The sequence below is a fragment of the Amycolatopsis sp. NPDC050768 genome (assembly GCF_040654155.1).
Classification (GTDB): Bacteria; Actinomycetota; Actinomycetes; order Mycobacteriales; family Pseudonocardiaceae; genus Amycolatopsis.
Genome location: NZ_JBFAHL010000034.1, coordinates 43,143 through 65,357, shown reverse-complemented (window position 1 = coordinate 65,357; position 22,215 = coordinate 43,143). Strand labels below are relative to the sequence as shown.

Annotated in this window: 20 protein-coding genes and 3 pseudogenes; 9 read left to right on the top strand and 14 right to left on the bottom strand. The window is 67.4% G+C overall.

Annotated elements, in window-relative coordinates; all coding sequences use genetic code 11:
* Positions 1-109: 109 nt before the first annotated feature.
* A pseudogene (locus AB0H62_RS49550) lies at positions 110-220 on the bottom strand (nitroreductase family deazaflavin-dependent oxidoreductase); the annotation flags it as partial.
* A 1,251-nt stretch (positions 221-1,471) separates the two neighbouring features.
* Positions 1,472-2,305 carry an LLM class F420-dependent oxidoreductase gene (locus AB0H62_RS49545; protein WP_220240243.1) on the bottom strand — a complete coding sequence of 278 codons (834 nt, stop codon included), beginning with the start codon at positions 2,303-2,305 and terminating at the stop codon, positions 1,472-1,474.
* 615 nt (positions 2,306-2,920) lie between these two features.
* Here AB0H62_RS49545 and AB0H62_RS49540 point away from each other — a divergent pair.
* From AB0H62_RS49540 to AB0H62_RS49530, 3 genes and pseudogenes are all read left to right on the top strand, one after another.
* Positions 2,921-4,447 (top strand): GMC family oxidoreductase N-terminal domain-containing protein, encoded by a 1,527-nt coding sequence (locus AB0H62_RS49540; protein ID WP_360592845.1) that lies wholly within the window; start codon positions 2,921-2,923, stop codon positions 4,445-4,447.
* A gap of 125 nt (positions 4,448-4,572) precedes the next feature.
* Entirely contained in the window at positions 4,573-4,827 is a 255-nt protein-coding gene (locus AB0H62_RS49535) for a hypothetical protein (protein WP_360592844.1), read from the top strand.
* A gap of 1,096 nt (positions 4,828-5,923) precedes the next feature.
* A pseudogene (locus tag AB0H62_RS49530) lies at positions 5,924-6,723 on the top strand (IS21 family transposase); the annotation flags it as partial.
* 58 nt (positions 6,724-6,781) lie between these two features.
* On the opposite strand, the gene AB0H62_RS49525 reads toward AB0H62_RS49530, so the two are convergent.
* The 6 genes from AB0H62_RS49525 to AB0H62_RS49500 form a co-directional block, all read right to left on the bottom strand.
* Positions 6,782-7,216: an SLC13 family permease gene (locus AB0H62_RS49525; RefSeq protein ID WP_360592843.1), complete on the bottom strand. Its 435-nt coding sequence runs from the start codon at positions 7,214-7,216 to the stop codon at positions 6,782-6,784.
* Positions 7,213-7,758, bottom strand: a complete 546-nt coding sequence (locus tag AB0H62_RS49520; protein ID WP_360592842.1) for an SLC13 family permease — start codon at positions 7,756-7,758, stop codon at positions 7,213-7,215. Before AB0H62_RS49520 ends, AB0H62_RS49525 begins: the two co-directional genes overlap by 4 nt.
* Positions 7,759-8,048: 290 nt before the next feature.
* The gene (locus AB0H62_RS49515; RefSeq protein WP_360592841.1) at positions 8,049-8,357 is read right to left on the bottom strand and encodes a CBS domain-containing protein; all 309 of its coding nucleotides are present in this window, start codon (positions 8,355-8,357) and stop codon (positions 8,049-8,051) included.
* A gap of 163 nt (positions 8,358-8,520) precedes the next feature.
* Positions 8,521-8,832 (bottom strand): hypothetical protein, encoded by a 312-nt coding sequence (locus tag AB0H62_RS49510; RefSeq protein ID WP_220240239.1) that lies wholly within the window; start codon positions 8,830-8,832, stop codon positions 8,521-8,523.
* A 430-nt stretch (positions 8,833-9,262) separates the two neighbouring features.
* Positions 9,263-9,781 carry a hypothetical protein gene (locus tag AB0H62_RS49505; RefSeq protein WP_360592840.1) on the bottom strand — a complete coding sequence of 173 codons (519 nt, stop codon included), beginning with the start codon at positions 9,779-9,781 and terminating at the stop codon, positions 9,263-9,265.
* Between the two features lie 127 nt (positions 9,782-9,908).
* Positions 9,909-10,361 carry a hypothetical protein gene (locus AB0H62_RS49500; RefSeq protein ID WP_360592839.1) on the bottom strand — a complete coding sequence of 151 codons (453 nt, stop codon included), beginning with the start codon at positions 10,359-10,361 and terminating at the stop codon, positions 9,909-9,911.
* Positions 10,362-10,597: 236 nt separating this feature from the next.
* Here AB0H62_RS49500 and AB0H62_RS49495 point away from each other — a divergent pair, with 236 nt between their 5' ends.
* Positions 10,598-10,801, top strand: a complete 204-nt coding sequence (locus tag AB0H62_RS49495; RefSeq protein WP_220240236.1) for a LamG domain-containing protein — start codon at positions 10,598-10,600, stop codon at positions 10,799-10,801.
* Positions 10,802-10,850: 49 nt separating this feature from the next.
* Here the strand turns inward: AB0H62_RS49495 and AB0H62_RS49490 are convergent, their stop codons facing one another.
* The gene (locus AB0H62_RS49490; protein WP_360592838.1) at positions 10,851-10,982 is read right to left on the bottom strand and encodes a hypothetical protein; all 132 of its coding nucleotides are present in this window, start codon (positions 10,980-10,982) and stop codon (positions 10,851-10,853) included.
* A 716-nt stretch (positions 10,983-11,698) separates the two neighbouring features.
* Here AB0H62_RS49490 and AB0H62_RS49485 point away from each other — a divergent pair.
* The gene (locus tag AB0H62_RS49485; RefSeq protein ID WP_220240235.1) at positions 11,699-11,899 is read left to right on the top strand and encodes a helix-turn-helix domain-containing protein; all 201 of its coding nucleotides are present in this window, start codon (positions 11,699-11,701) and stop codon (positions 11,897-11,899) included.
* A 207-nt stretch (positions 11,900-12,106) separates the two neighbouring features.
* Here the strand turns inward: AB0H62_RS49485 and AB0H62_RS49480 are convergent, their stop codons facing one another.
* Both AB0H62_RS49480 and AB0H62_RS49475 read right to left on the bottom strand, forming a co-directional pair.
* Positions 12,107-14,926: a glycosyl hydrolase family 65 protein gene (locus AB0H62_RS49480; RefSeq protein WP_360592837.1), complete on the bottom strand. Its 2,820-nt coding sequence runs from the start codon at positions 14,924-14,926 to the stop codon at positions 12,107-12,109.
* A gap of 584 nt (positions 14,927-15,510) precedes the next feature.
* A pseudogene (locus tag AB0H62_RS49475) lies at positions 15,511-15,949 on the bottom strand (IS481 family transposase); the annotation flags it as partial.
* A gap of 359 nt (positions 15,950-16,308) precedes the next feature.
* Between AB0H62_RS49475 and AB0H62_RS49470 the strand changes: the two are divergent.
* From AB0H62_RS49470 to AB0H62_RS49460, 3 genes are all read left to right on the top strand, one after another.
* The gene (locus AB0H62_RS49470) at positions 16,309-17,067 is read left to right on the top strand and encodes a LuxR C-terminal-related transcriptional regulator (RefSeq protein ID WP_360592836.1); all 759 of its coding nucleotides are present in this window, start codon (positions 16,309-16,311) and stop codon (positions 17,065-17,067) included.
* 355 nt (positions 17,068-17,422) lie between these two features.
* On the top strand, positions 17,423-17,602 hold the full coding sequence (locus AB0H62_RS49465; RefSeq protein WP_220240231.1) for a hypothetical protein: 180 nt from the start codon (positions 17,423-17,425) through the stop codon (positions 17,600-17,602).
* 12 nt (positions 17,603-17,614) lie between these two features.
* Positions 17,615-17,869 carry a hypothetical protein gene (locus AB0H62_RS49460; protein ID WP_360592835.1) on the top strand — a complete coding sequence of 85 codons (255 nt, stop codon included), beginning with the start codon at positions 17,615-17,617 and terminating at the stop codon, positions 17,867-17,869.
* A 465-nt stretch (positions 17,870-18,334) separates the two neighbouring features.
* On the opposite strand, the gene AB0H62_RS49455 is transcribed toward AB0H62_RS49460, so the two are convergent.
* A complete protein-coding gene (locus tag AB0H62_RS49455; RefSeq protein ID WP_360592834.1) occupies positions 18,335-18,997 on the bottom strand; it encodes a helix-turn-helix domain-containing protein in 663 nt (220 codons plus the stop codon).
* A 71-nt stretch (positions 18,998-19,068) separates the two neighbouring features.
* Here AB0H62_RS49455 and AB0H62_RS49450 point away from each other — a divergent pair, with 71 nt between their 5' ends.
* The gene (locus tag AB0H62_RS49450; protein ID WP_360592833.1) at positions 19,069-19,920 is read left to right on the top strand and encodes a methyltransferase domain-containing protein; all 852 of its coding nucleotides are present in this window, start codon (positions 19,069-19,071) and stop codon (positions 19,918-19,920) included.
* 354 nt (positions 19,921-20,274) lie between these two features.
* Here the strand turns inward: AB0H62_RS49450 and AB0H62_RS49445 are convergent, their stop codons facing one another.
* A complete protein-coding gene (locus AB0H62_RS49445; protein WP_360592832.1) occupies positions 20,275-20,658 on the bottom strand; it encodes a hypothetical protein in 384 nt (127 codons plus the stop codon).
* Positions 20,659-21,196: 538 nt separating this feature from the next.
* Positions 21,197-22,156, bottom strand: a complete 960-nt coding sequence (locus AB0H62_RS49440) for an NADP-dependent oxidoreductase (RefSeq protein WP_220240226.1) — start codon at positions 22,154-22,156, stop codon at positions 21,197-21,199.
* Positions 22,157-22,215: the final 59 nt, after the last annotated feature.

Below are 22,215 nucleotides of genomic sequence, written 5' to 3'. Positions count from 1 at the left end.
ACAACCCCAGGCCTTTCATCTGGACCAAGACCGCCGCTGAGATCCTCGAGTCACTCGCCAACTTCTGCCGACGAATTTCTGACGCAGGACACTAGTAGATCAACACGAGTTTGCGGCCCTTGGTAGTGGTGACCAGTGTCGGTACCCCTGGTCGCCGGTCGTGGCCGACTTCGCCGTCAGGCTCCTCGTAGCGGCCGACGTGCTCGTCACCCTCAAGCATTCGTGCTCCCTCCTGGTTCGTTAGCCACGAAGACAGCGTCTCCTTGTCCGGGGTCCTTACCCTCCGCCGGCACTCGGTCCCGCCCCGCCTTGTCGCTGGGGGTCGGTGGGTGCGAGCGGGAGTTCATTCGTGGTGGGACTGGATGCCCCGCTCCCGCCGCGCTCGGGAGTCCGGCGGGATGAGCAGGAAGCACATCAGCCCCCCGAGCTGCTGTGGGGAGGGATGCAGCGGAACGGGTGGCATGAAGCCGGCGCGGGGTCGCCTCCAGGCGAGTGCCGCAGCCCGGAGCCGAAGACTCGCGGCCCGGGAGGCCAGTGGGTGGAGCCCGAGGACACCACCGCACCAGCAATGACTTGCAACGCTGCCCGACCGCGGGTATTCCACAGTGGACGCTGCGAGATGCTCTCACCCCGGCTCCACCGTCAAGAGGAACCAACCCCACGTCGGGCAACCCCTCTACCACAGTTTGCTGTCCCGGCGAGTTCGCCGATCACGTTCGCCGCGTTGTCGAGCGCGTCGACGCCGATGGACTCGACCACCATCTACCGCAGGTTCCCTCGCAGTCGGAGCCGTGCTCGCCGACGCGGAGGTTGGAGCCTGCGAAGAGGAGTAGTTGCGCTGCGGCCCAGACGTCGTGGTCGGCGCAGGCAAGAAGTGCAGTCACGGCACGGAGTTGCGACCAGTTGGCAGATCAGGACCAGGACGCGGGTGAACGGGAGGCGTGTTGTCCGCCCAGCTGCTGAGAAGTATGTGGCAGACCATAGTGACGGGCTAGTCGTCCATAACCGGGCTGACCGCTGCCACGACCAGCTCGCGCACCCGTCAACGCGTGGTGTTCCGGCTGAATAGCAGGAGCGGTTCCTTCACCTGCGGTGATGAGGTCAGGGGGGGTCGGTGGTGCCGGCCCGGTAGCGGCCTTGTTCGAGGTAGGCCTCAGTGGTGGCGAGGCTGACGTGGCCGAGGTTACGGGAGATCTGGCAGAAGACCGTGGACTTCAGCGGCGATGGCGTAGAGGTACCGAGCCGCGCGCAAGTGCACGGAATCGGCGGTCGCGCGGACAGTAGCGGCGTGCGCGCGGAACGAGTTCGCGCCGCGGCGCCGCGCAGCAGGCTGCGGCGCAGGTACCGGCCGGGCGCGGCGACTGCCGGCCGGCAAGGATGCGCGAGCGCTCTCCGACGAACAGTGCTTCGGGACGGATGCCCTCGTCCGTGGCGAACTATCCCGAACCTCGCATGCGCATAAAACCGCGGTTCACCGGTGATCTGCCGCCAGCCGTGCGAGGTCGTCGAGGGCGGTGAGTGTCTCGGCTTCGGGCAGCGTGGGCAGCAGGAACGTGTAGCGCTCGACGCCGGCTTCGGCGAAACGCTTGATCGCGTCGGCGTCGGTGGAGCCGTCGCCGAAAACGGTGAACGGCACGTTGGTGCGACCCTGTTCACCGAGCCAGTCGCGGACGCGGCGGATCTCGTCGGCGGAGGTCTGCTGGGTCGGCAGCCAAGCGTCACCGTGGCGGGCGAGCCGGCGCAGCGCGGCCGGGCTCCCTCCGCCGATGTAGATCGGCGGGTGCGGGGTCTGCACGGGCTTGGGCCAGGCGAAGATCGGGTCGAAGTCGACGTGCTTGCCGTGATATTCGGCCTGCTCCTGGGTCCAGATCGCCTTGAGCGCCTCGATCTGCTCGTCGAGCCGCTCACCGCGGGTGCGCAGGTCGATGCCGTGGTTGGCCGTCTCCTCGCGGTTCCAGCCCACGCCGACGCCGAACGCCACCCGCCCGCGCGACACCAGGTCGAGTGACGCGACCTCCTTGGCCGTGTAGAACACATCGCGCTGGATCAGCAACGCGATGCCCGTGCCCAGCACAAGGTTCGACGTGTTCACCGCGGCCGCGGTCAGCGCGACGAACGGGTCCAGCGTGCGGTAGTACCAGCGCGGGATGTCGTCGTAGCGGGGGTGGGGGCTCTTCCGGCTCACGGGGATGTGCGAATGCTCGGCCAGGAACAGCGAGTCGAAGCCCCGCTCCTCCAGGGCCTCACCCAGCACGTCGGGCCGGATGCCTTCATCAGTCACAAACGTCGAGATCCCAAAGTCCATGACTCCTTCTACCAGATGGGCCACAGCGATATTCCCAGCCAGACACTCGCCGGCACCGCTGATCGGGACGAACGCGCCGCACTTCCCTGCACTTAGGGCAGTTCGAACGACCCGCAGGTTTGCAGTTTTGCCCAAAGTTCATCCAATCAGTGAGAGCGCGGTCCGCACCGTCTGGATCTTTCGTTTGCTGCTGCTTCACCCCGCGGCGACTCCAAATAGTCGCGCGCAGCCGGACGGCTACCCGCCGAGTCAGCTACCGGCCGGTTCAGGCGAGGGTGGGCGTCGGTGGTCACCGTGGCCGCGTGCGCATCCACGCCATTCAGGGCAGGGAAGCGCTCGGGCACGGGACCGGCAACGCCTCGGCAGCCTTGTGACCGTGATCATGACGCTGAACGCAACTAGCATGGCTAACGTGTAAGTGGGGTAGGTCGGCGCGCACGTTCGTCACGCTTTCGAAGGGTCTTTTGCGATGACTACCCCATCCGTTCTGATTCGGGGTTCAACACCAGCTATGCCAGCCCCTCAATGCTGTGATTTCCACCATATTTGCTGTCTTTAATGTGGCCCGCAGGTCAAATTTTGGCGTGTTTTCACAAGCGACCGTTACTTTTTTGGATGATCATGGAAGAATATGACTTTGTCGTGATTGGAGGCGGGACAGCCGGATGCGTCCTGGCCTCGCGGCTCTCCGCGGACCCGACGGTGACGGTGATGCTCCTGGAGGCCGGTAACGCCGACGCTCCTCCCGCCGTGTCGGACCCGGGTTCCTGGTTGTCGCTGGCTGGCACGGGGGCAGACTGGGCGTTCTCCACAACTCCCCAGACGCACACTGAAGGCGCCGTGCATCCCGTTCCGCGGGGAAAAGTTCTCGGGGGATCGAGCAGTATCAACGCATTGATGCATATCCGCGGGCACGCTCTCAGTTACGACGCTTGGGAGAAGGGAGGTGCGGTGGGGTGGAATTATCAGGAGATGCTGCCGTTTCTGAAGCGCAGCGAGAGCGCGCCGGGACGCGATCCAGCGTACCGGGGAACCAGTGGACCGATGACAGTGGCGCCGGCCCCCGACACCCATCCACTGTTCGAGTCCCTTCTAGGCGCCGCGATCGAAACGGGCCATTCCTACCGCGACGACCTCAATGGGGCACAAGGCGAGGGCTCGTCGTGGATTGAAGTGAATGTCGTCGGTAGGAAGCGACAGTCCGCCGCTGACGCCTACCTGCGCCCGATCCTGCATCGCCGCAATCTCACCGTCGTCGACCGCGCTTTCGCCTCCAGGCTCGTCCTCGAGCGGCAGAGATGCCGCGGTGTCGTCTACGTCAGGGACGGCGAGGAGCATACGGTCGAGGCTCGGGGTGAGGTCGTCCTCACCGCCGGCGCGTTCGGCTCGGCGCAACTGCTGATGGTGTCAGGAGTGGGACCGGCCGACCAGCTGCGCGAAGTCGGCGTCAAGGTACGGGCAGACCTACCCGGTGTGGGTGAGAACCTGCACGACCATCCGCTCGTCTCTCTTGCGTACACGGCGCGTCAACCGGTTGAGAGGGGCTTCTTCCGTAAGCCGGAAGTCCGGTTCAGCAGCGGACTTGACGACCAGCCAGATTTGCAGATGATCTTTTTCGACAGCCCCCTCTATCCTCGTTTGCGGCCGGGAGAGGAGAGCGGGTACTCGGTACGCGTAGCGCTGATGACCCCGTTCAGCCGCGGCTCGCTCCGCCTGGCCGACGCGGATCCCCGCACGGCGCCGCGCATCGACCCGAACTACCTGGGCGACGAGCGCGACCTCGACCGCCTCGTCGTCGGTCTCCAACGAGCCAGGGAACTCGGCGAGGCGAGATTCCTCGACGGCTGGCGCGAACGCGAGACATCCCCCGGAGCTGCCGCACGCGGCGACGCCGACCTGCGCGACCACGTTCGGCGGAGTTTATCCACCTACCATCACTTTGTGGGCACCTGCCGCATTGGTACGGACACACATGCGGTTGTGGCGCCGGATCTGCGGGTGCATGGCATCGAGAATGTCCGCATAGCCGACGCGTCCGTCATGCCCTCGGTCGTTTCGAGCAACACTAACGCCACCGTGCTCGCCATCGCCGAGCGGGCGGCCACATTTCTGACGTCAGGAAGACCCGTCCCCGACCGGTGAAGCCACACGGACCCCCGTCACGGTCCGCCTGAACCGCCGGGCCGTCGCAGCGTACGTACCGGCATGAGGCATCGAAGCCGGTTCTGCGGGCCGTCGCCTCTGATTGTCTGAGCTCGGATCGAGTAATGCTCTACTCCGGCTGCCGCGACCCCTTCGGCGAAGACATCGAACGCATCGCGCTCGACCCGCGCCGGACCACCGAATTCGACTTCCCAGCGTTGCCCGGCAATACCCGCCTGCGGCGACGGTTTCGTTTCCTGCACCTCTTAGACGTGTCCTGGGGGTGTGCGGAGCGGGTGCGCGTCCGCATTTTTGTCGAGTTCCGCCGCTCGGTGGCGAATTCCATCCACCCGCGGCGGTCGCGGAACCGGCGGCGCTGAGTTCGGTCAAAACGATCACTGGGAAACCGAACTCAGCGCCCGGGTTCGGATGGCAGAGGCGGGTCTTCGCCTGCGGTGATTAGGTCAGCGAGGGTTGGGCGTCGGTGGTCAAGTGCTGCTCCGCGCGGTGAGGGCAGGGAATTACTCGAACGTACGACCGGCACGGTATCGAAAGCCTTGTGATCCTGATCATGACGCCGAACGCGAATAACGTGGCTAACGTGTGGGGTCGGTTCGACTCGCACGTTCGCCACGCTTTCGAAGAGTCGTTCGAGCTGACTACCCCTCCTGGTCTGTTTCAAGGTTCGGGGCAGGCCTGGTAGCTCAGTACGGACTGAAGTTCGCTACTCCCGACTGGCTGGCAGACGTCATCGCCCGGTGCAGGCTCAAACTGCCACCGGGCCGCAACAAGTCCCGTTGCGGTGGGCGCGCCGCCGTGACGGCCTACCTTCGTAGGAGCCGACCGGCGGCGGTAACCGAGGTTGAGGAATCACACCCACCCATCCCGTCACGGAGCCTACGTTCGTCCTCGGTCGAACATTCGGAGGTATGCGCCGGGTGGTCAGGGGAGCGTGACCTCGGCCAGAACGGTGAACTCGCGCCTTGCGCCTGGCTGCTTCAGTGCGGGAACGTGTCGGGCGCGCAGGCGAGCCGGTCGTAGGCGTGGGAGCCGCTCGAGGAACCGTGGTATCGAGGCACGCCCATCGTGCTGATCCGTATGAAATCCTCACCGACAAGGTCGCTCGGTGTCCCTGTCAACCGCCACCGGGTGCGAGCGCCCGGCCCCGGCCCCGAATCCAACGAGCCGCACGTAGCCTGTGACAGCAGCGGTTGAACCGGAGGTGGCCGTATCCCAGGACTTGGTGATCGGCGCCCAGCACTTCGGGTTTCACGCCTGCCGTTCTCGGCGATCATGGGAGACAGTTGCTATGCGTGGCCAAGGACGTCGGGCGTCGGCGGGCAGCCGACGCTCGCGAGGTCGACGAACCCTCCGCGATGTCGCCATGAGCGAAGTTGTGTACGCCGCCGTGCCGCCGACTCGTGAAAACTGACCCCCAGGAGTCTTCCGAAAGTTGACCCCCTCTGATGTAGGAGGGTGTTGAACGTGGAGGACTGGGCGGAGATCCCCCGGTTGCATCGGGCTGAGGGCGTGCCGATCAAGGAGATTGACCGGCGGTTGGGGATCGCGCGGAACACGGTTCGGGCGGCGTTGAGGTAGAAGGGGCGCCGTCGTATCAACGGGCTGCGCAGGGGTCGTTGGCGGGATGCGTTCGAGCCGCGGATCCGGGTGTTGCCGGCGGAGTGGCCGCGGATGCCGGGACCGGTGATCGCGCAGAAGATCGGGTGGCTGTACTCGATGTCGCCGCTGAAGAAGAAGCTGGCGGCGTCGCGGCCGGAGTATGCGGGGATCGACCCGGTCGACCGGGTGGTTTACGAGCCCGGCCAGATCGCCCAGTGCGACCTGTGGTTCCCACGAGCCGCGGATCCCGGTCGCCGCGGGTCAGGAACGCGTCGCGGCAGGCCGGGGACATTCTGTCCGGGATGCGGCAGCGGATCAACGGGATCGGACGAGTCACGAAGCGGCTGGTCTGGGACCGGGAGTTCGCGATCGGCGGGACCGCGCGGGTGAGCACCCCGGCGGCGGCGTTCGCCGGCACCCTGGCCACGAAGATCGTGCTCGCGCCGCCGCGAGACCGTGAGTTCAAGGGCATGGTCGAGCGGAACAACCAGTTCCTGGAGACCTCGTTTCTGCCCGGCCGGGTCTTCACCGGTCCGGCGGGCTCCAACACCCAGCTCGACGAGTGTCTGGCCACGGCGAACAACCGGATCGTCCGGGCGATCCAGGGCCGACCGGTCGAACTGCTGGAGACCGATCGCCAGGCGATGCTGCCGCTGTGCTTCCGCAACGCCGTGAGCGTGGCTGTCACGAGCCGGCTCTGTGGGGCGATGGGAGTCAGGTGAAGTAGCGCAGCCAGACGTATCCCCAAGCCATCGCCGTACTGAGGACAGTGACGACAAGGCCGTAGCGGGTGAACTGCCAGAAGGTGATGGCGTGGCCGGTGCGGGCGGCGATGCCGATGGCGACGACGTCGGCGCTGGCCGCGACCGCGGTGCCGTTGCCGCCGAAGTCGGCTCCGAGCGCGAAGGCCCACCAGAGGGCTTGTCCCGTCTGGGCGTCGGGTACCTCGGCGACCATGCCTTCGACGATCGGAGTCATGGTGGCGACGTAGGGAATGTTGTCGAAGAACGCGCCCAGCGCGCTCGATCCGAAGAGCAACGCGGTTGCCGCGGCGAGGTGGTTGTCGCCGAAAATCTGTGTCGTCCAGCCGCCGGCGGTCTCGATGACGCCGGTGTGCGCGAGCCCGGCGACCATCACGAACAAGCTCATGAAGAAGACGAGCGGAGCACGGAATGCAGCCCGAAGCAGAGCACTACCGCGGCGAACACGACCAGGCAACGGCGCAGCATGCGCGGATCGGTGATCGCGCGCCGTTCGTGCAGAGCCAGCACCGCGGCCACGTGCTCGGGGTGGTAGCGGAAAGACTTGCGGAACAACAGTCTGGTGAACAGCACGAAAGCCACGAAGACGATCACCACGATCGGTGCCATGTGGACGGGGAAGTCGGTGAACGTGAGCCCGGCGCGGCTGCCGATGATGATGTTGGGAGGATCGCCGATCAACGTGGCCGCGCCACCGATATTGGACGCGAGGATCTCGGTGATCAGATAGGGCTGGGCGGGGATGCGCAGCCGGTTGCAGACGACCACCGTGACCGGGGCGACCAGCATGATCGTGGTGACGTTGTCCAGGAACGGGGAAGCGATCGCCGTGATCGTCATGAACATCACCATCAGCCGGTAGGGCCGGCCTTTGGCCCTTTTGGCCGCCCAGATGGCGAGGTAGTCGAACACGCCAGTCGACGCCCGCATGCTCGGAGAAAAACACCTCGGTACCCGGGATCAGGCCCAGCACCGCCATGAGACCGGCGGCGACCAGCGCCACTTTCGTCTTGTCGGCCTTCTCCGTAGCGATGAAGAAGAACGCGACGACGAAGATCACCAGCGAGAGAACTGCGGTCACGGCGACCCTCCCCGCGGCCAGGCACACCGGACCCGGACGGGGCGACGAGCGACGTCATCGGCGGCAGAATGACGCACCACACGAACCTCCGAACCTAGGTGCCGTCGCCGACGGCTTCGGCAGATGGCCCGGGTGCGCGCTATTCCTCGGGGCCGAACACCGCCAGCCCCGTGATCAGCCGCTCGAGGGTAATGGCGCCGACGAGCAAGCCCATGTCGTCGACAACGGCCACGAGCGGACTGTGCTGCCGGGCCATCAACACGGCGGCCTCGAACAACGTCGCGTCAGCGCGAACCGTCACGGGCTTCGCGAAACGCTGGGGAGCGCAGTCACCGACCGTTCGCCCGGCCAGCTCCAGCCAGAACCGGTCGGCGTGGTCCTCGTCGACCGCGCGGACGAGTGCCAGGTCTTCCCGGTATGACTCCGGTACCGACCACAGGTACTTCATCGTTGCGACGTCCAGCGACGGCGCGAAAGGTTCTGCCTTGACCCGCGGCGCCACGCGGCGAGCAGCCGCGTTGGCCGCTCGTCGGCCGAGTCCTCGGTGCGCACACGGCCCGACCGCCCTCGCCGCCGATGCCGTTACCGGCGGGCCAGGCGGGCGCCGGCAGCTAGGGCTTGACGAGGAAGATTCCGGCCACCGATCGACGCTGTCCGTTCGGTGCGAAGACGGCCACTCCGTTTCCGGTGTCGACCTCCAGGCGGTAGCCGTCGATCGTGCGCAGCACTTCGGAACCGTCGGGCCGCTGGTGCACAACGCCGCTGGGCAGATCTGTGGGATCGAGGTTAAGGAGCACGAAGGTCAACCCGGATTCGCAGGGCGCATTCCAGTACACGATGCCGTCGACGCCCACCTGGTAGGGGATGACCGCGTCGAGCTGAACAGTGCCCGGCTCGTCGACGTCGGCGGCGAGCAGCAGCATGCGTACCGTGCCGTCAGCTGTGGGAACGTTCATGTCTTCCGCCCTCCGTCGGGTTCGTGCGAGCAGACTCTTCGCCGGCGCCCGTCGGGTACCAGCGCTGGGCAGCCGGTGATGGGTAGACGGAGCGCAGCGTCCAACCCGTTGCATGGCGGAGGTCACCACCTGCGCTCGTGCTGTGGGCGGAGCTCCGCGGGGAAGAAGATCGAACGAGCCGCACTCGAATGGCCCAGAGATGATCAATCTCGATGGGGTGGCACCGGCCGTTTCTCAACTGCGCCGCCGATCCGCCAGGCTGCGGTGCGCCGCTTGGCCGTGTCGGTTGTTCAGCTCTCGCACCAGCGGAATGTCCGCACCACCGTCCGCCTTCGCGGCCCACCGCGCAGGGCGTCGGTGATCTGCCGGGGCTCCGGTCGTTTCCGGCCGACGCTGGTCAGTCCCAGCAGTTGAACAGCAGCTCGCCCAGGGTGGCCGGCCGCCAGTGGCGCGCCTGGGTGCGTTCGGCCCCGGCGAGGCTGGACAAGTCCAACTCCTCGACCGGCGTCGCGAGTTCGACTTGGCCGAGCACCCGGAACCCGGCCAGGGCGAACTGCCCCGCCCAGTCCGGCGGCTCATCGAAAGTCCGTGGCGATCCCCAGCCTTGCGGTGGTGCCGACGGAAACGCGACCACGGCGAGGTGGGCGTGACACAGGACCGTACGGGACCATCCGCGGCCGGTGATCGTGACCACGTGGAAGGTCGCCGTCGCGAGACGGGTCACCACACCGACGCGGCCGCCAGCGGTCCTCGCCGCCGCGAAGCAGACCGCGCGGAAGCGGGTCAGGTCCGTGCTGGGCAACGGTTTTCCACCCGCGTCCCAAAAGCCCGTCGCGCCCCGGTCGACGCGCCACGGCAGGCCGCCAGTCAGGACCGCCGGCGCCTTCGGGTACTCGGGGTTCTTGCGCGCTGCCACGCCGGAATCCTGCCACTCCCGTGCACCACGGGCAGGCGTCGGAGGACAGGACGTTCCACGCTTGCCTCAAACCGGCCTCGCGAAACTCGTCTCCAGGAAAGATCACCGGCGCGGCCGCCTCAACACGTCAGGGTCTCGGCTTCCGTGCTGCCCGGTATTCCTGTCCGCGCTCGTCCGACTGTTTGTAGACGACGTCGGGTGCTTGCGGTGCCGGCCACACGGAAAGCAGGTAGTTCTCGACGGGTTCCTGGACGTTGAGATGGGGGGCGATGTCGCGGCCGCGGGCGTGCACGCGTACCCGGTAGGTGCCGGGTCCTGTGTGGGCCAGCTCGGGGAAATCCGGCGGGTCTTCCATGATGCCGTGCACGATGAGTTCTCCGTACTCCGACTCGAGCGAGACTTCGGCGACTTCGTCCCAGCCGTCGAGGTCGACCGAGTCGGGTGCGGTGTCGAGCAGTTGCAGGGTCACGGTGACCGAACCCGTATGGATGCCGGTGAGGACAACCGCGCCGTTGACGAGATCCGTCCCCACGAAACCGTTGACGCGGGCAAGGCGTGGCGCGGGCAAGTCCGCACTCACGTCCCTGATGACGAAGTGACCGTGACTCATGTGCAGGTCAGCGGTCGTTGTCCTCACCGGCTTGTTCATGCGTCCCCTCGCTCGGCTACGTGATCGTTACCCAGAACGGGTCGTTGTTGATCACACGTTTTCTGTAAACCCCGCAACACTCACCGCAGGCGCCACCTACACACCAGACGCCACCCGCGGCACCGTCCTGACCACCGACGGCAGCACCGGGTACGCCCACCCACACCATGGCCCTCTACATCAACGGAACACTCGCCCAAACCGTCACCGACGTCACCGGATGGAACGCCACCGGCCCCTTCACCATCGGCCGAGGCAAATACGGCAGCACGAGTACGTTCTACTTCCCCGGCAGCATCAGCCACCTGCAAGCCTGGAACTACACCCTCACACCCACCCAGGTAACGGCGCTCGCCCAACAAATCAACTGAGAAGCCGCTGACAGGACGCCGCACCACACCGCGAGTGTGGTGCGGCGTCCTACCGCGTCGCGAACCAGGGCGCGAGCAGCACCTCCACATCCGCATCCAACAACACCCGCCGGCTCCCACCGAAGCCCTGCCAACGCGACGCTTCACGCGCGGCATGGAAACCCACCGCGTACGCGTGCATCAGCAAAACCATGAGCTCACCGAGCCCGCCAGCTTCAGCGTGCCCAAGCAGTCACCGACAGCAGCGACACTCCGACCGCTCAACGACGGGTAGCGACTGTACGTTTCTCCGCAGGTCAGAGCCACATCGAGGGCGCGGCAGCGGACATCCGAGATGCCTCTCGCCCAGTGGCCAACCGCCAACACGAAGCCAGACTCACACTCACCACGCACTACATCCACAGCATCGTGGCCGACCGCGCCACGTCTCAACGCCCGCGGACTTTCAATCCCCTCGTTAGTGATGTCAACGAGTGTTACATAGTGCGCCCAGGGTTGATCTGCGCAGGTCAAGGCGCATTTTTCATGAGCGTTTGTGTCGGCCGGTGTCGCTCCGTATCGGGCGCTCCGTGAGCAACGGAGCCCAACCGGAGACGGGGTCGGCTAGCTAGGCCGCAGCAGGTGGTTCGAAGATCGGGCCCTGGCTTCATTCGGCTCGCTGTCCGACACGGAGGACGCTCAGATAATGGCGTGATACTCGAGAGCCCATCCGCTTGCGGATGGGCTCGGCAATGGCGTCGAGCAGGGGCTCGCGGACGTCGTGGTCGAGCCTCCGATACAGCGACATCGCGCGAAGGAGGTCGGCAAATCCGTCCCCGTTGAACCACTGAACGGTGGGGTACCAGCGCACGATCGATGGACCGAACAATTCGCGGGTGATGGCGGCTCCGCACGACGGTGATCCGCTTCTTCGCGAATGCGGGCAACGCGGCCGCGACCGGTCGGGAGCTGCGCCTGCGCCGCAACACCGTTCGTTACCGGATCCACCAGGCCGAACTACTCCTCGGCCACCCCATCGACCAGCGCTGGATGTACGTCGAACTCGCCCTGCGCTGCCTCGAGGTCTACGGCTCGGACTTCCTCACCGCGAACCCGTGACGCGCTCCGGCCTCGTCACTTCACTTCCAAGCAGCGCCACCGCGACCCGGTCGTCGAGCCGACGTGCGCTCAGCCCTGGGGTGGCGGACGCGAAGGTGAACGGGGTCCGCTCAACGCTTGCGCGGGCATCTCGGGTCGCAGCCAGCCGGGGTCCAGGCTGCTGCTCCCTCGGCCGGAGTCCCTGGGGAGTCCGGCCGAGGGTGCTGGTCAGGAGCCGCAGTTCGTGGCGTCGCCTGCCGGGTGCCTTGTGGGCACCTGCAGCACGGTCCCGGGCCTGACCTGGCGCACGTCATCGCTGCCGCTGCCGACCCGGACCGGGAGCGGCGGGCCGGAGCGCAGGGTCAGTTTCGTCGTTCGCGCGCCGACGGACAGGTCGAACGAGCGGCCGTGCCACTTGATCCCGGTGAGGTCGACACCCGGCAGTTGCGGCGGCAGGAAGGGATCGACGGTGACGGCGTCGGTTCCCCAGCGCAGCCCGGTGAACCCGTAGAGGAACTCCTGCAGATAGCCGCCCTGGCCGGTGGTGAAGTCGAACGCTCCGCCGGTGCGGGTCTCGTACCACTGGTCGAACGGTGCCGCCAGGTACGGGTCCGCGCTCTTGCGCAGGGAGGTGTAGACGTCGCAGCCCCGCGACCCGAGGGCGGCACCGGCGATGGTGGCGATCGCGTCCGTCATGGACGGGCCGTCGAGGTCGGTGCGCTGCTGGTAGTAGTCGAGGTCGTTCTGGGCGAGGCCAGGCGACATCGGCACCGCCAACGGGTACTGCAACAGCGTGACGTCAGCCTGTTTGATCGTCTGCCCGGAGTACCCGTCGAACTCGGGATGGATGTTCGTCGTGGTGTCGACCGGGATCTTCAGGCCGTCGGCGACCTTGTGCCAGGCCGGATCGGCGGCCCGGCCGAGGATGCCCGCGGCGCGGATCGCGATGCGCAGCGAGGCTTGCGCTCCGGCGTTGGTGGTCACGCTGTTGTCGACGTTGTCGTGGTACTCGTCCGGACCTTTGACATCCCTGATGGCGTAACCGCCGGCCGGGTCGGGGACGGCACGCGTGGCCCAGTAGTCGGCGATGCCCTGCAGCACGGGCCAGGCCTTGTCCCGCAGCCAGGTCTTGTCACCGGACGCTTCGTAGTACTGCCACTGCGCCAAGGCGATGTCGGAGTTGATGTGGATTTCCTGCTTGCCGTCGGGGGACCAGTCCGGGGTTGTCTCCTTGCCGGTCAGCGCGCTCTGCCACGGGAACTTAGCGCCCTTGATCGGGTGGTCCGGAGTGGACAGTGCCGCGGCGGCGGCCTGAGCCGCCGGCAGGCGCTGCTGCCGGTAGGTGTTCGCGTCGGCGGCGATGTCGGGGTACTGGGCGAGCAGCGCCGGGTACATCCACGTCTCCGTGTCCCAGAACACGTGACCGCTGTAGCCGTCCGAGGACAGACCGCCGGGGCTGGCGCTCCAGACGACGCCGGCGCGCACGCTCGCGAGCAGGTAGAACATCGACGCGTGGACCTGCGTGGTCATGGTGGGGTCACCGGGAATCGAGATGCTCGACCGCCACAGGCGTGACCAGGCATCGCGGTTGCGTGCCAGCGCGCGCTGATAGCCGTCCGCGGCGGCGTGGGCCGCGGTCTTCGCGGCGGCCTGCTGCGGAGTCGCGGCTGCGAGCGGCCGGTCGGTGTCGACGCTGGAACCGACGCCAACGTATTTGGTGATCCGCAACGGCTCTCCGGCGCGGACCGGGAAAGTCGCTCGCTGTCCGGCACCGCCGTCACCCGGGTCGGCGATCGCCTGGGTCGGCACCGTCTTCCCGCCGATGCGCAGTACCGAGTTCAGGCCGGCGGTGACCAGGTTCCCGTTGCTCACGACGGTCTGCGACAGTGTCGCGGTCTTGCCGTCCACGCGCGGGTCCGTCGTCGAGGCGTGGTCCAGGCCCCTGCCGTCGAACTCGTCGACGACGGTGGCCGTTCCGCTCCAGTGCGGAACGGCCTGCACGCTCACCGTGCCCAGGTGGCCGTCCGCGCGGTTGGCGTTGACCTCGTAGGCAAGGCTGGTCGTATCGCCCGCGGGCGAGGTCCAGTCGAACGACGTGGTCAGCAAACCGGTGCGCAGGTCCATCGACTGCCGGTACTTCGTGGTGGTGCCGACCGTGGCCGGGGCGATCTGCGTCGGTGGCTGTGCGCCGTCCGGATACAGCGCGAGGTAGTCGACGTTCACCCGCGCGGTGTCCCCCTCGGTGACGGTGACCTCGAGCGTGTTCGCGCCCGCGTTCAACGTCACCGGCACAGTCACCACCGCCCAGTCGTCCCAGCTGGCCAGGCTGGGCACGGACAGTTGCCGGAACGTGCCGTTCACGCCGATGTGGATGGTCTGCGGGCTGCCGCTGCCGTTGCCGTACCGCACGGCCAGCGTCGCCGGGCCGGCCGGCGCGTTCCGGACCGGGATGACGCCGCCGCCGCCGACTGTCGGGGTGTCGTTGCTGTTCAGGCCGGCCAAGTAGCTCCCGACGATCGAGCCGGGGTGGGAGGACTCGAGGAACGCGCCCCCGGAAACCTTCCCGTACGCGGTCGGGCACAACTGGCCGAACCCGCAGGACCAACCCTCGATCCCGTAGACGTCGCCGCCGCGGCCGAACCCGAGCGTGGTCCAGGCCGGCAGGCTCGCTCGCTCCTCCTGCCCCGCCGCGGGCGCGCCGTAGAAGCCGGCGAGCTCGGACTGGGTGACGATGGGCATGGTGCTGTACCCGTGGCCCGCCGCGGGCACCCGTGCGGCGAGGTAGCCGTTGCCGACAAACGTCGGCGAGTAGTTCTCCGCCGTGTCGCTCGTGCTCAGCACCCAGCCGTCGCCACCGCCGCCCGGCCCCGCCACCGGGGCGGCCGAGGCCGGCACCGTCACCAAGCCCAGCAGCAGACCACCGACCGCCAGCAGGAAGCCCGCCCTGCCCCTGAGCCCGCCCGAGCGGAAACGGCCCCACGCCCGCCCGCGGCGCGAGGCGCGAAGCCTCGTTCTGCCGGCTTTCGTGGCCTCGCCGTGCATCTTCATCGAAACGGCACCTCCTCGCGGCGGAACGCCCGGCGGCGAGACAAGCCAACCGCTAGCTGAGCGGCCTGGCCACATTCCGATACCCACCACGGCGTATATGTTGCGGGCAACAACATATAGGCGGGAAGAGGGTTGGTAAAGAGCAAAGCAGTGCCGTCGGGGGGCCTGGAGTCACCAGCTCGCGCGCCGACGCGTGCCAGATCTGCGCCGCAGCCTCGCGCTGTCCGTCGGCCAAGGTCCGGACCAGGTCGCCGGCCGCAGGGCGCGCTGCCGATGCCACGCAACAACGCCTTCGGCAGCAACGAGATTCAGGCTTGCCTGACGACGTCGTCCGAGCCTGAAAAGAACGCCACCGCGAGGTCGAACTCGCCGACGCCACGGTGCGGCCCCGCAGCGACCACCTGAGCGTTCTGGGCTTGGTCGCGAGCGTTCTACCCCGACATTCATCAGTCACAGGCGGCCGTAGCTGTTCAGCCGCAATGAGCGAGCGAAAAGCTTTGAGCTGGCCAACCGCTCCAACAGGACCACACCCGCTGCGTGACGAGACAGCTCCTCGTCACGCTCAGTCAGCGCAGCGCCACTGCGGCCCAGGCGTTGCCGGTCATCGGCCGTTCGATGCGGGTGATGCCGTGATGTGCGAAGTAGGTGATCGCGCGGTCCAGGAAGCCGGCGCAGGTTGGGCCTTTCTCGTCCGAGAGGATTTCGGAGTGGGCCAGCCGGCTGTGGTCGTCGACCAGGGAGTGGACGTCGTCGAACCCGATCTTGACGCTGCGGTCGCGGGTGGCTTCCCGCTTGGGCCCGGCCGTGGGCTCGCCAGCCGCCGTCGTCGGGGATGCGGCCGATCTTCTTGAGGTCCATGTGGACCAGCTCGCCGGGCCGTTCCCGCTCATACCGCACCGCCGTGGTGGTGCTGGCGCGGATCAGCAGTCCGGTGATCGGGTCCAGTGCGGCCAACCGCGGAACCCGGTGGCGGGCCAGCACCCGCGACACGGTCCGGGTCGGCACACCCAGCTCGGCGCCGAGCCAGGCCTGTATGGCACCTCGACTGGTCGGACGCCCTCGTGTGTTCCCGGACGCGAACAACACATTGCGCGTGCTGCGATACCTGTGCGACCTCAAGTGGACACCCTGTGTGGCCCGCCCGGCTGGCCCGCCGCGCACCAGGCAACCGACGAGCTCGCCGACCGTGCCGATCGGGTGCTCCGAGTCTGGCCCGGCGACGCCGAGGTGATTCCGTAACGCGCGCAGTGGCGCCGCCTCGCCCACTGCGTTCGCTTGCTGCTGAAATGCCGACCATGACCGCGTCGGCTGCCCGAGCGCGAGCAGCTCGACCTGTGGGCCGCCACCCACTGCCGCGAAGCCACCGAGATCAGGAGATCCCCATGACTGCAGAGCCTGAAACGAAATCCTCGTCACTGCCGACCGCGCGGCGGCACGACTACATCGCTGTGCTGCTCGTGACCGCCGCCGCGCGTGAGACCGTGCGCGCGAAGCTCGACCGCGTCGCCCAGGCGACCGAGCCGGACAGGCTTTACCGTATTCAGCATTACCGTGTGGCCCCGCTCAGAGCGGCGCCGCAGGACGAGGTTGCCGAGCAGCTGGGCGCGCGGGAACGCGAGGTGTTGAAGCTCGTCGCCGACGGCCTGTCCGATCCTGCGATCGCACGCGCCCTGTGCGTATCCACCGAGACGACCAAGGCGCACATCACCAACACTCTCCGCAAGCTCGGCTCGCACGACCGCGCGAACGGGTCCACCTCGCACATAAGCGCACGCTCCTCGACGGCGCCCAGTGACGGCCGCCAAGGAGTGTGTCGGGACGCCCCGCCGAGGTCTCGCGCGCGTGGTGCGCCGACGTCGACAGCGAGGCGCACTCTGAGATCGATCCTGGGGCTTCGGCGGTGCCTGTGCGCAGACTTGCAAGGCGTGCGGCGAGACAAACCGGCGGACGCCTTCTACGTCGTCCGAAAGCCGGCACGCCTGGTATCGCGCGGGCTGCCGCATCGTATGACCGCCGCTACCCAGCCGTTCCCGATGCGGCTGTGGCAGTGCATGAACAGCGTCGCCACGAGCCTGTTCAGTGGCTTCGCGGCAACGAAGGAGCACGAACAGGGGCTGTTGCTCGAATGCCCTCGCGAGTGAGCACCCGGGCACCGTCTGGACGGCCGCTATGGGTGGCGGCGCATCCTGCGCCGTCCTCGGGTGCCGAAACCGGTTAAGCGCGTGGCGTTCGCGTGGCTCCCTGCGCCGCCCGACGGACGTGCGTCGTCTGGCTTGGTGCTCCCGGACGCCGGAATGACCTGCCGCACGAAGGTCTGAGCCGACGGCCGCCACCGTCCAAGGCCCTGTCCTCGCTCACGAACGATCCATCGACACCACCAGCCCGCGTCGCCGCCGATCCCTCTGCTGCAGACCCAGCGAACCATGCCCAAGCCCAGCCGCCGCAGTGGCCCCCGCCACACCCATCCGCAGCAGCCGCCCGCCCACAGGAGATCCCGTGTCCCCCCAGCAGACTCCATCAGGCCAGTTGGCGATTTCGCGTCGCGAAGCCGTGCTCATCCCCCTGGTGCTCGCGGTCGTGCTCGTCGCAGGCACCTCCGGCCTCGCAGATGCGTTCCTGCTCGTCGTCGCCGTCCTGTTCTGGTCCACGCTCAACCTCACGGATCAACAACCGTGAGCTACCGGCCCCTTGCGCGAAAAACGAAAACCCGACCCAGAGCGTGTCCTCAAAGCGGCGGATTTGCTCGATGCAGCAGATCTTCTCTCAGCACGCCACGAAGAAGGACCTTCTCGCAAAGCGTCCGCCGTTGCGCGACGACCTGATCCGCTGGACTTCACCGCCGGCGCCCCGAACGTGCAATTGCTGACCGACATCACCGGGCATCCCGCCGGCGAGGACGATCGATGGGCCGGGTCGGTGCCGGTGGTGACAACGCTGCCTTGAAATCGTTCTTGTTGCTGCAAAAAGAACGTTCTCGACACCACCAAACCTGCCCTGCGCGTTCACTGACTTCGCCACCTGCCCCCGCCGGCCCGATTTCTTCCGCAAACACGTGTCCTCACGTCGAATCCAGACCACGGTGTACGGCACGCCCGTCCGGCCGCAATCACCATGAGTTGCCCCATAGGGCGTAGCCCGTGGTTACCCACCGCCGCCCTCCCCCGCTTCCTGCCGCTGTAGTCGCATGGTGCGCGGCAACAGAAACCCCTGGCTCATCCCTGCAACGTTCGCAGGATACGACCGCCGGAGGCTCAACCCCCAACCACGTACCGAAGCCCAGCACGACGGCCCTAATCCGGTCAACGGTTTGGCGCCGGCACCGGCAGCTGTGGCTGAGCAGCCCGGCGCTGCTCGTGCGCGGCATCGCCCAGCTCGGCCAGGGCACCGCGTCCCTGGTCGCTGACCAGGTCACCCCGCTCGACCTGAAGAGTCTGGCCGCAGCGGTGCGCACAACTGGCCGCTGAGAGTGTCGAAAGCCCAGCGCTCCCAGCTCTCTGGTGACCAGCCGCGATCGCGGACCAACACCAAGTACAGCTCGGGGCTGAGCAGCCCGAAGAGAACATCGGCCACGTACCCCGCATCCGAACCGGCGCGGATCCCCGGTTTGGTCACCAGCGATCGGGCAGCGGCAGCGTGGACGGTGAACCTGGGGTCGGCCTCGCCGTCCCACAGCGCGGCGATCTGGGGGTCGGCGAGCGCGGCGGCGCGCAGCATTTCGAGAATCGGGGCCACCCGGTCCAGGATCCCGCGCGTGCCCCGGACATGCAGGCGCAGCTGATCGGCGGCGGTCTCCGCCGCGAGGGCGTCGCAGAACCACGGGCGGTCCATCGTCGCAACGGGCTCCTGGTCGCCGGCGATCGCCACGTCGGCCAGCTCCTTGAGCAATACACGCTTCGTGCCGAAGGTGAAGTAGATCGTCTGCACCGCGACCCCGGCCCGGTCGGCGACCTCCTGGAGCGCCGTCGCGCCGTAGCCGCGCTCGAGGAACAGATCCCGTGCGGCGTCCAGCATGCGCATGCGCGTCTCCCGCGCCTTGCGGGCTCGCGTTCCCCCGCCCTTGACCTCGCTCATGACTAGAGCTTAACTCTAGTAGAAATCACTAGATGGAGACTCTAGTGAGTGGTCTAGCGGTGGAGGATTCCATGCAGAACATCGCCAACACCGGGCACGCCGACGCGTGGAATGGCTGGGAGGGCGTCCACTGGGCCCAGAACCCAGCCCGCTACAACGCGATCGTCGCCGCGTTCACCGACGAGTTCTTTCAAACCGCCGCCATCGGGGAGGACGACCGCGTCCTCGACATCGGCTGCGGCACTGGCCAGGTGACTCTGCAGGCAGCACGCCGGGCGGCCCACGGACACGTGACCGGCGTAGACCTCTCGGCGCCGATGCTCGACCGCGCTCAGGCCGACGCCGCGCGAGAGGGAATTGCCAACGTCGAATTCGAGCAGGGCGACGCCCAGGTCCAGGGGTTTCCCGAGCGTGCCTTCGACCTCGCGATCAGCCGCGGCGGGGTGATGTTCTTCAGTGACCCCGTCGCCGCCTTCGCCAACATCCGCCGCGCGTTACGGCCACGCGGCCGACTCGTCTTCATGGGGCCGCAGGCAGGTGGCCCCGACAGCGCCTACGCGCGCGCCACCTCCGCGTTGAATCCGCACCTGCACAGCCCGTCGCCAGCCGCACGCGGGATGGGCTCCCTGGTCGACCCAGCCCGCATTCGCGCAGTACTCGACCAGGCAGGGTTCACTGACGCGAACATCAGACCGGTCGAGGCACTCATGGACTACGGCCACGACGCCAGCGATGCGGCCGACTTCATCCTCAGCCAGGGACCGGTGCGGTTCAATCTCCGAGGAAAAGACCAACTCGCTGTCGACAGCATCCGCGACGAACTGCGGACCGGGCTCGCCGCCTACGAAACCTCGACCGGAGTCCGCATCCCGGGCGCGGTCTGGCTCGTGGACGCCGCCCGCCCGCACGGCGGGCTCGGCTGATCCCCACCGAGGCCACCCCGTAGTCCGATCAACGGTCTGGCGCCGGCACCGGCAGCTGTGGCTGTCCAGCCCGGCGCTGCTCGTGCGCTGCATCGCGCAGGGTCGGGCAGGGCACCGTGTCGCTCGTCGCCGACCAGGTCACCCCGCTGGACCTGAAGAGTCTCGCCGCGACGTCCCACGACTTTCGGTGACCGTTGTCAGGGACTGCTGCCCGTGTAGGGTCTCGCGGCTGATGACGTAGTCGTACGAGCGATGTCGCACGGATGTCGTATGCGAACCCGGATGATGGCGTCGGCCCTCCACCCGATCGACGGCCGCCAGGAAGTCGACCTCGGAGACGCCGCGGAGCCCGAGTCACCAAAGGTGCAGGAAGTCCCGGACGTCATCAAAGCCGTCGATTGCCCGCCCGTCCACGTCTGTCGGGTCCGCCTCAGCACGCGCCGCCAACGACGGTGCCAGCGCCAAGGCCTCATCGCTGAGACAACCGAAACGCCGAGCGGCATGTCCCAAGCACAGGCCGGCCAACCCGAGCAAAGGGCTGCCCGACACGGCCCGCGTCCCGACCTCAACGCACCAGCGCTCGACGAACGACTGCTCGTCGTCGTTCAACGCGGTTCCGACCAGCACACTCGCCGCCTCGGGCTCAAATACCCGGTTCCCGAGCGCTCGCTCCAACTTTTCGACGACCACATCGTGCGCCAGCGCAGCAGGGTTCTCGAAACGTCGATGAGATCGCACGCCACGACCTTACGTACTCCCCCGACCGACAAGGTCGCGACCCGCGAGATGTCACGCTCGGCGAGAACCTACAGCCCGCCGGGGCGTCCCAGCCCCGGCGGGCAGCAGCGGCTCACACGTGAGGGAGTGGCTCGAGGGCGGTGGGCCTCAGCCGCTGCCTGTGACCTGCAGGGCGAGCCCGACTATCGACCAGCGCGATGACTCCCTCCATGGTGGGCTAACAATGGATGCTTATGTCCGCGAGTTTCGATCGCACTTGTTCGTGGATTCTGAACGCACATGTTGATCGCCTGTCATGATCAATGTCGCCGAGTTTTGACCGCACTATGGCATTACTCGTGATCAAGTCTGGCCGCTACTTGACGCCTCTTCAGATCATTCGTCATCCGCTTCGCACCGGGCGCTCCACCTGTCGTTTCCTCGTTGCAGGGCCACCACATTGCCAGTCGTGGAGCGACCGACAGCAACGCGGAAGTGGAACAGATTATCGCGCTGATGACTGGCGAACGCTGCGTTCTCGAACGGCCGGCATGCGGCCTTAGAGGGCGTTTTGTTCGGGGAGCAGGACGAGCTTGCCGCGGGGGTGGCCGGACATGCTGAGTTCGACAGCGGACCGCCACTCACCAAGTGGGTAGGTGCGTGCGATCGGGATAGTGAACGCGCCGTCGGCTGCGAGCGCGGCGTAGTCGGGCAGGAACGTGTCGGCTGGTACTGGATCGGTGGCGTGGTCGAGGTTGACCCGCGCGCCGAGTCGCCTCGCCTCGTCGTGGTTGCTGATCGTCATGACGCGGTGCGGGTTCCCGGTGATGGCGATGAGTTCGGGGATGGATCCCGCATTCGGCGGCGGAGCGTCGAATACGAAGTCGACCGGGCCACCGGCCAGTTCGCGCACCCGATCGGCCATCCCCGCGCCGTACGACGTGACCTGAGCACCCAGGGCGGTGAGCTTCGCCGCGTAGGTGGGGCCGGCGGTGGCGATGACCCGGACGCCCCGGCGAAGGGCGATCTGGGCGGCGGCGAACCCGACCGTCGCGCCGGCGCCGTTGACCAGCAGTGTGGCCCCGGGCGCGACGTCCATCGCATCGAGGGTCCAGGTGGCGGTTTGCGCGGCCATCGGCAAGACGGCAGCCGCGACGGGTTCGAGGCCCTCGGGCACGCGATACCAGCTGTCGAGGATCGCGACGTCGGCGGCGCCCGCGCTGGGCTGCGTGAGGAAGTCCGCCGTCCCGAAGACGAGCTCGCCGATCGCGGTGTCGTCGACGTGCTCACCCACCGCGTCGACCACTCCGGCGACGTCGTAGCCGATGCCGCGCGGCAAGTTGCCCGGCATGAATCCGCGGCAGAGCTCCCAGTCGGCAGGGTTGAGCCCGGCCGCGGTCACCCGCACACGGACGCGGCCGGCGCCGGGGTCGGCGATCTCGACACGCTCCTCGCGCAGGACGTCGGCCGGTTCGCCGTATTCATGGAAGCGGATTGCGGTAGCGGGAACGGGACTCATCGGTTCTCCTCCGAACGCCTGTAGTGACAGTCACTGACACTACCGGATAGCGGCAGTCA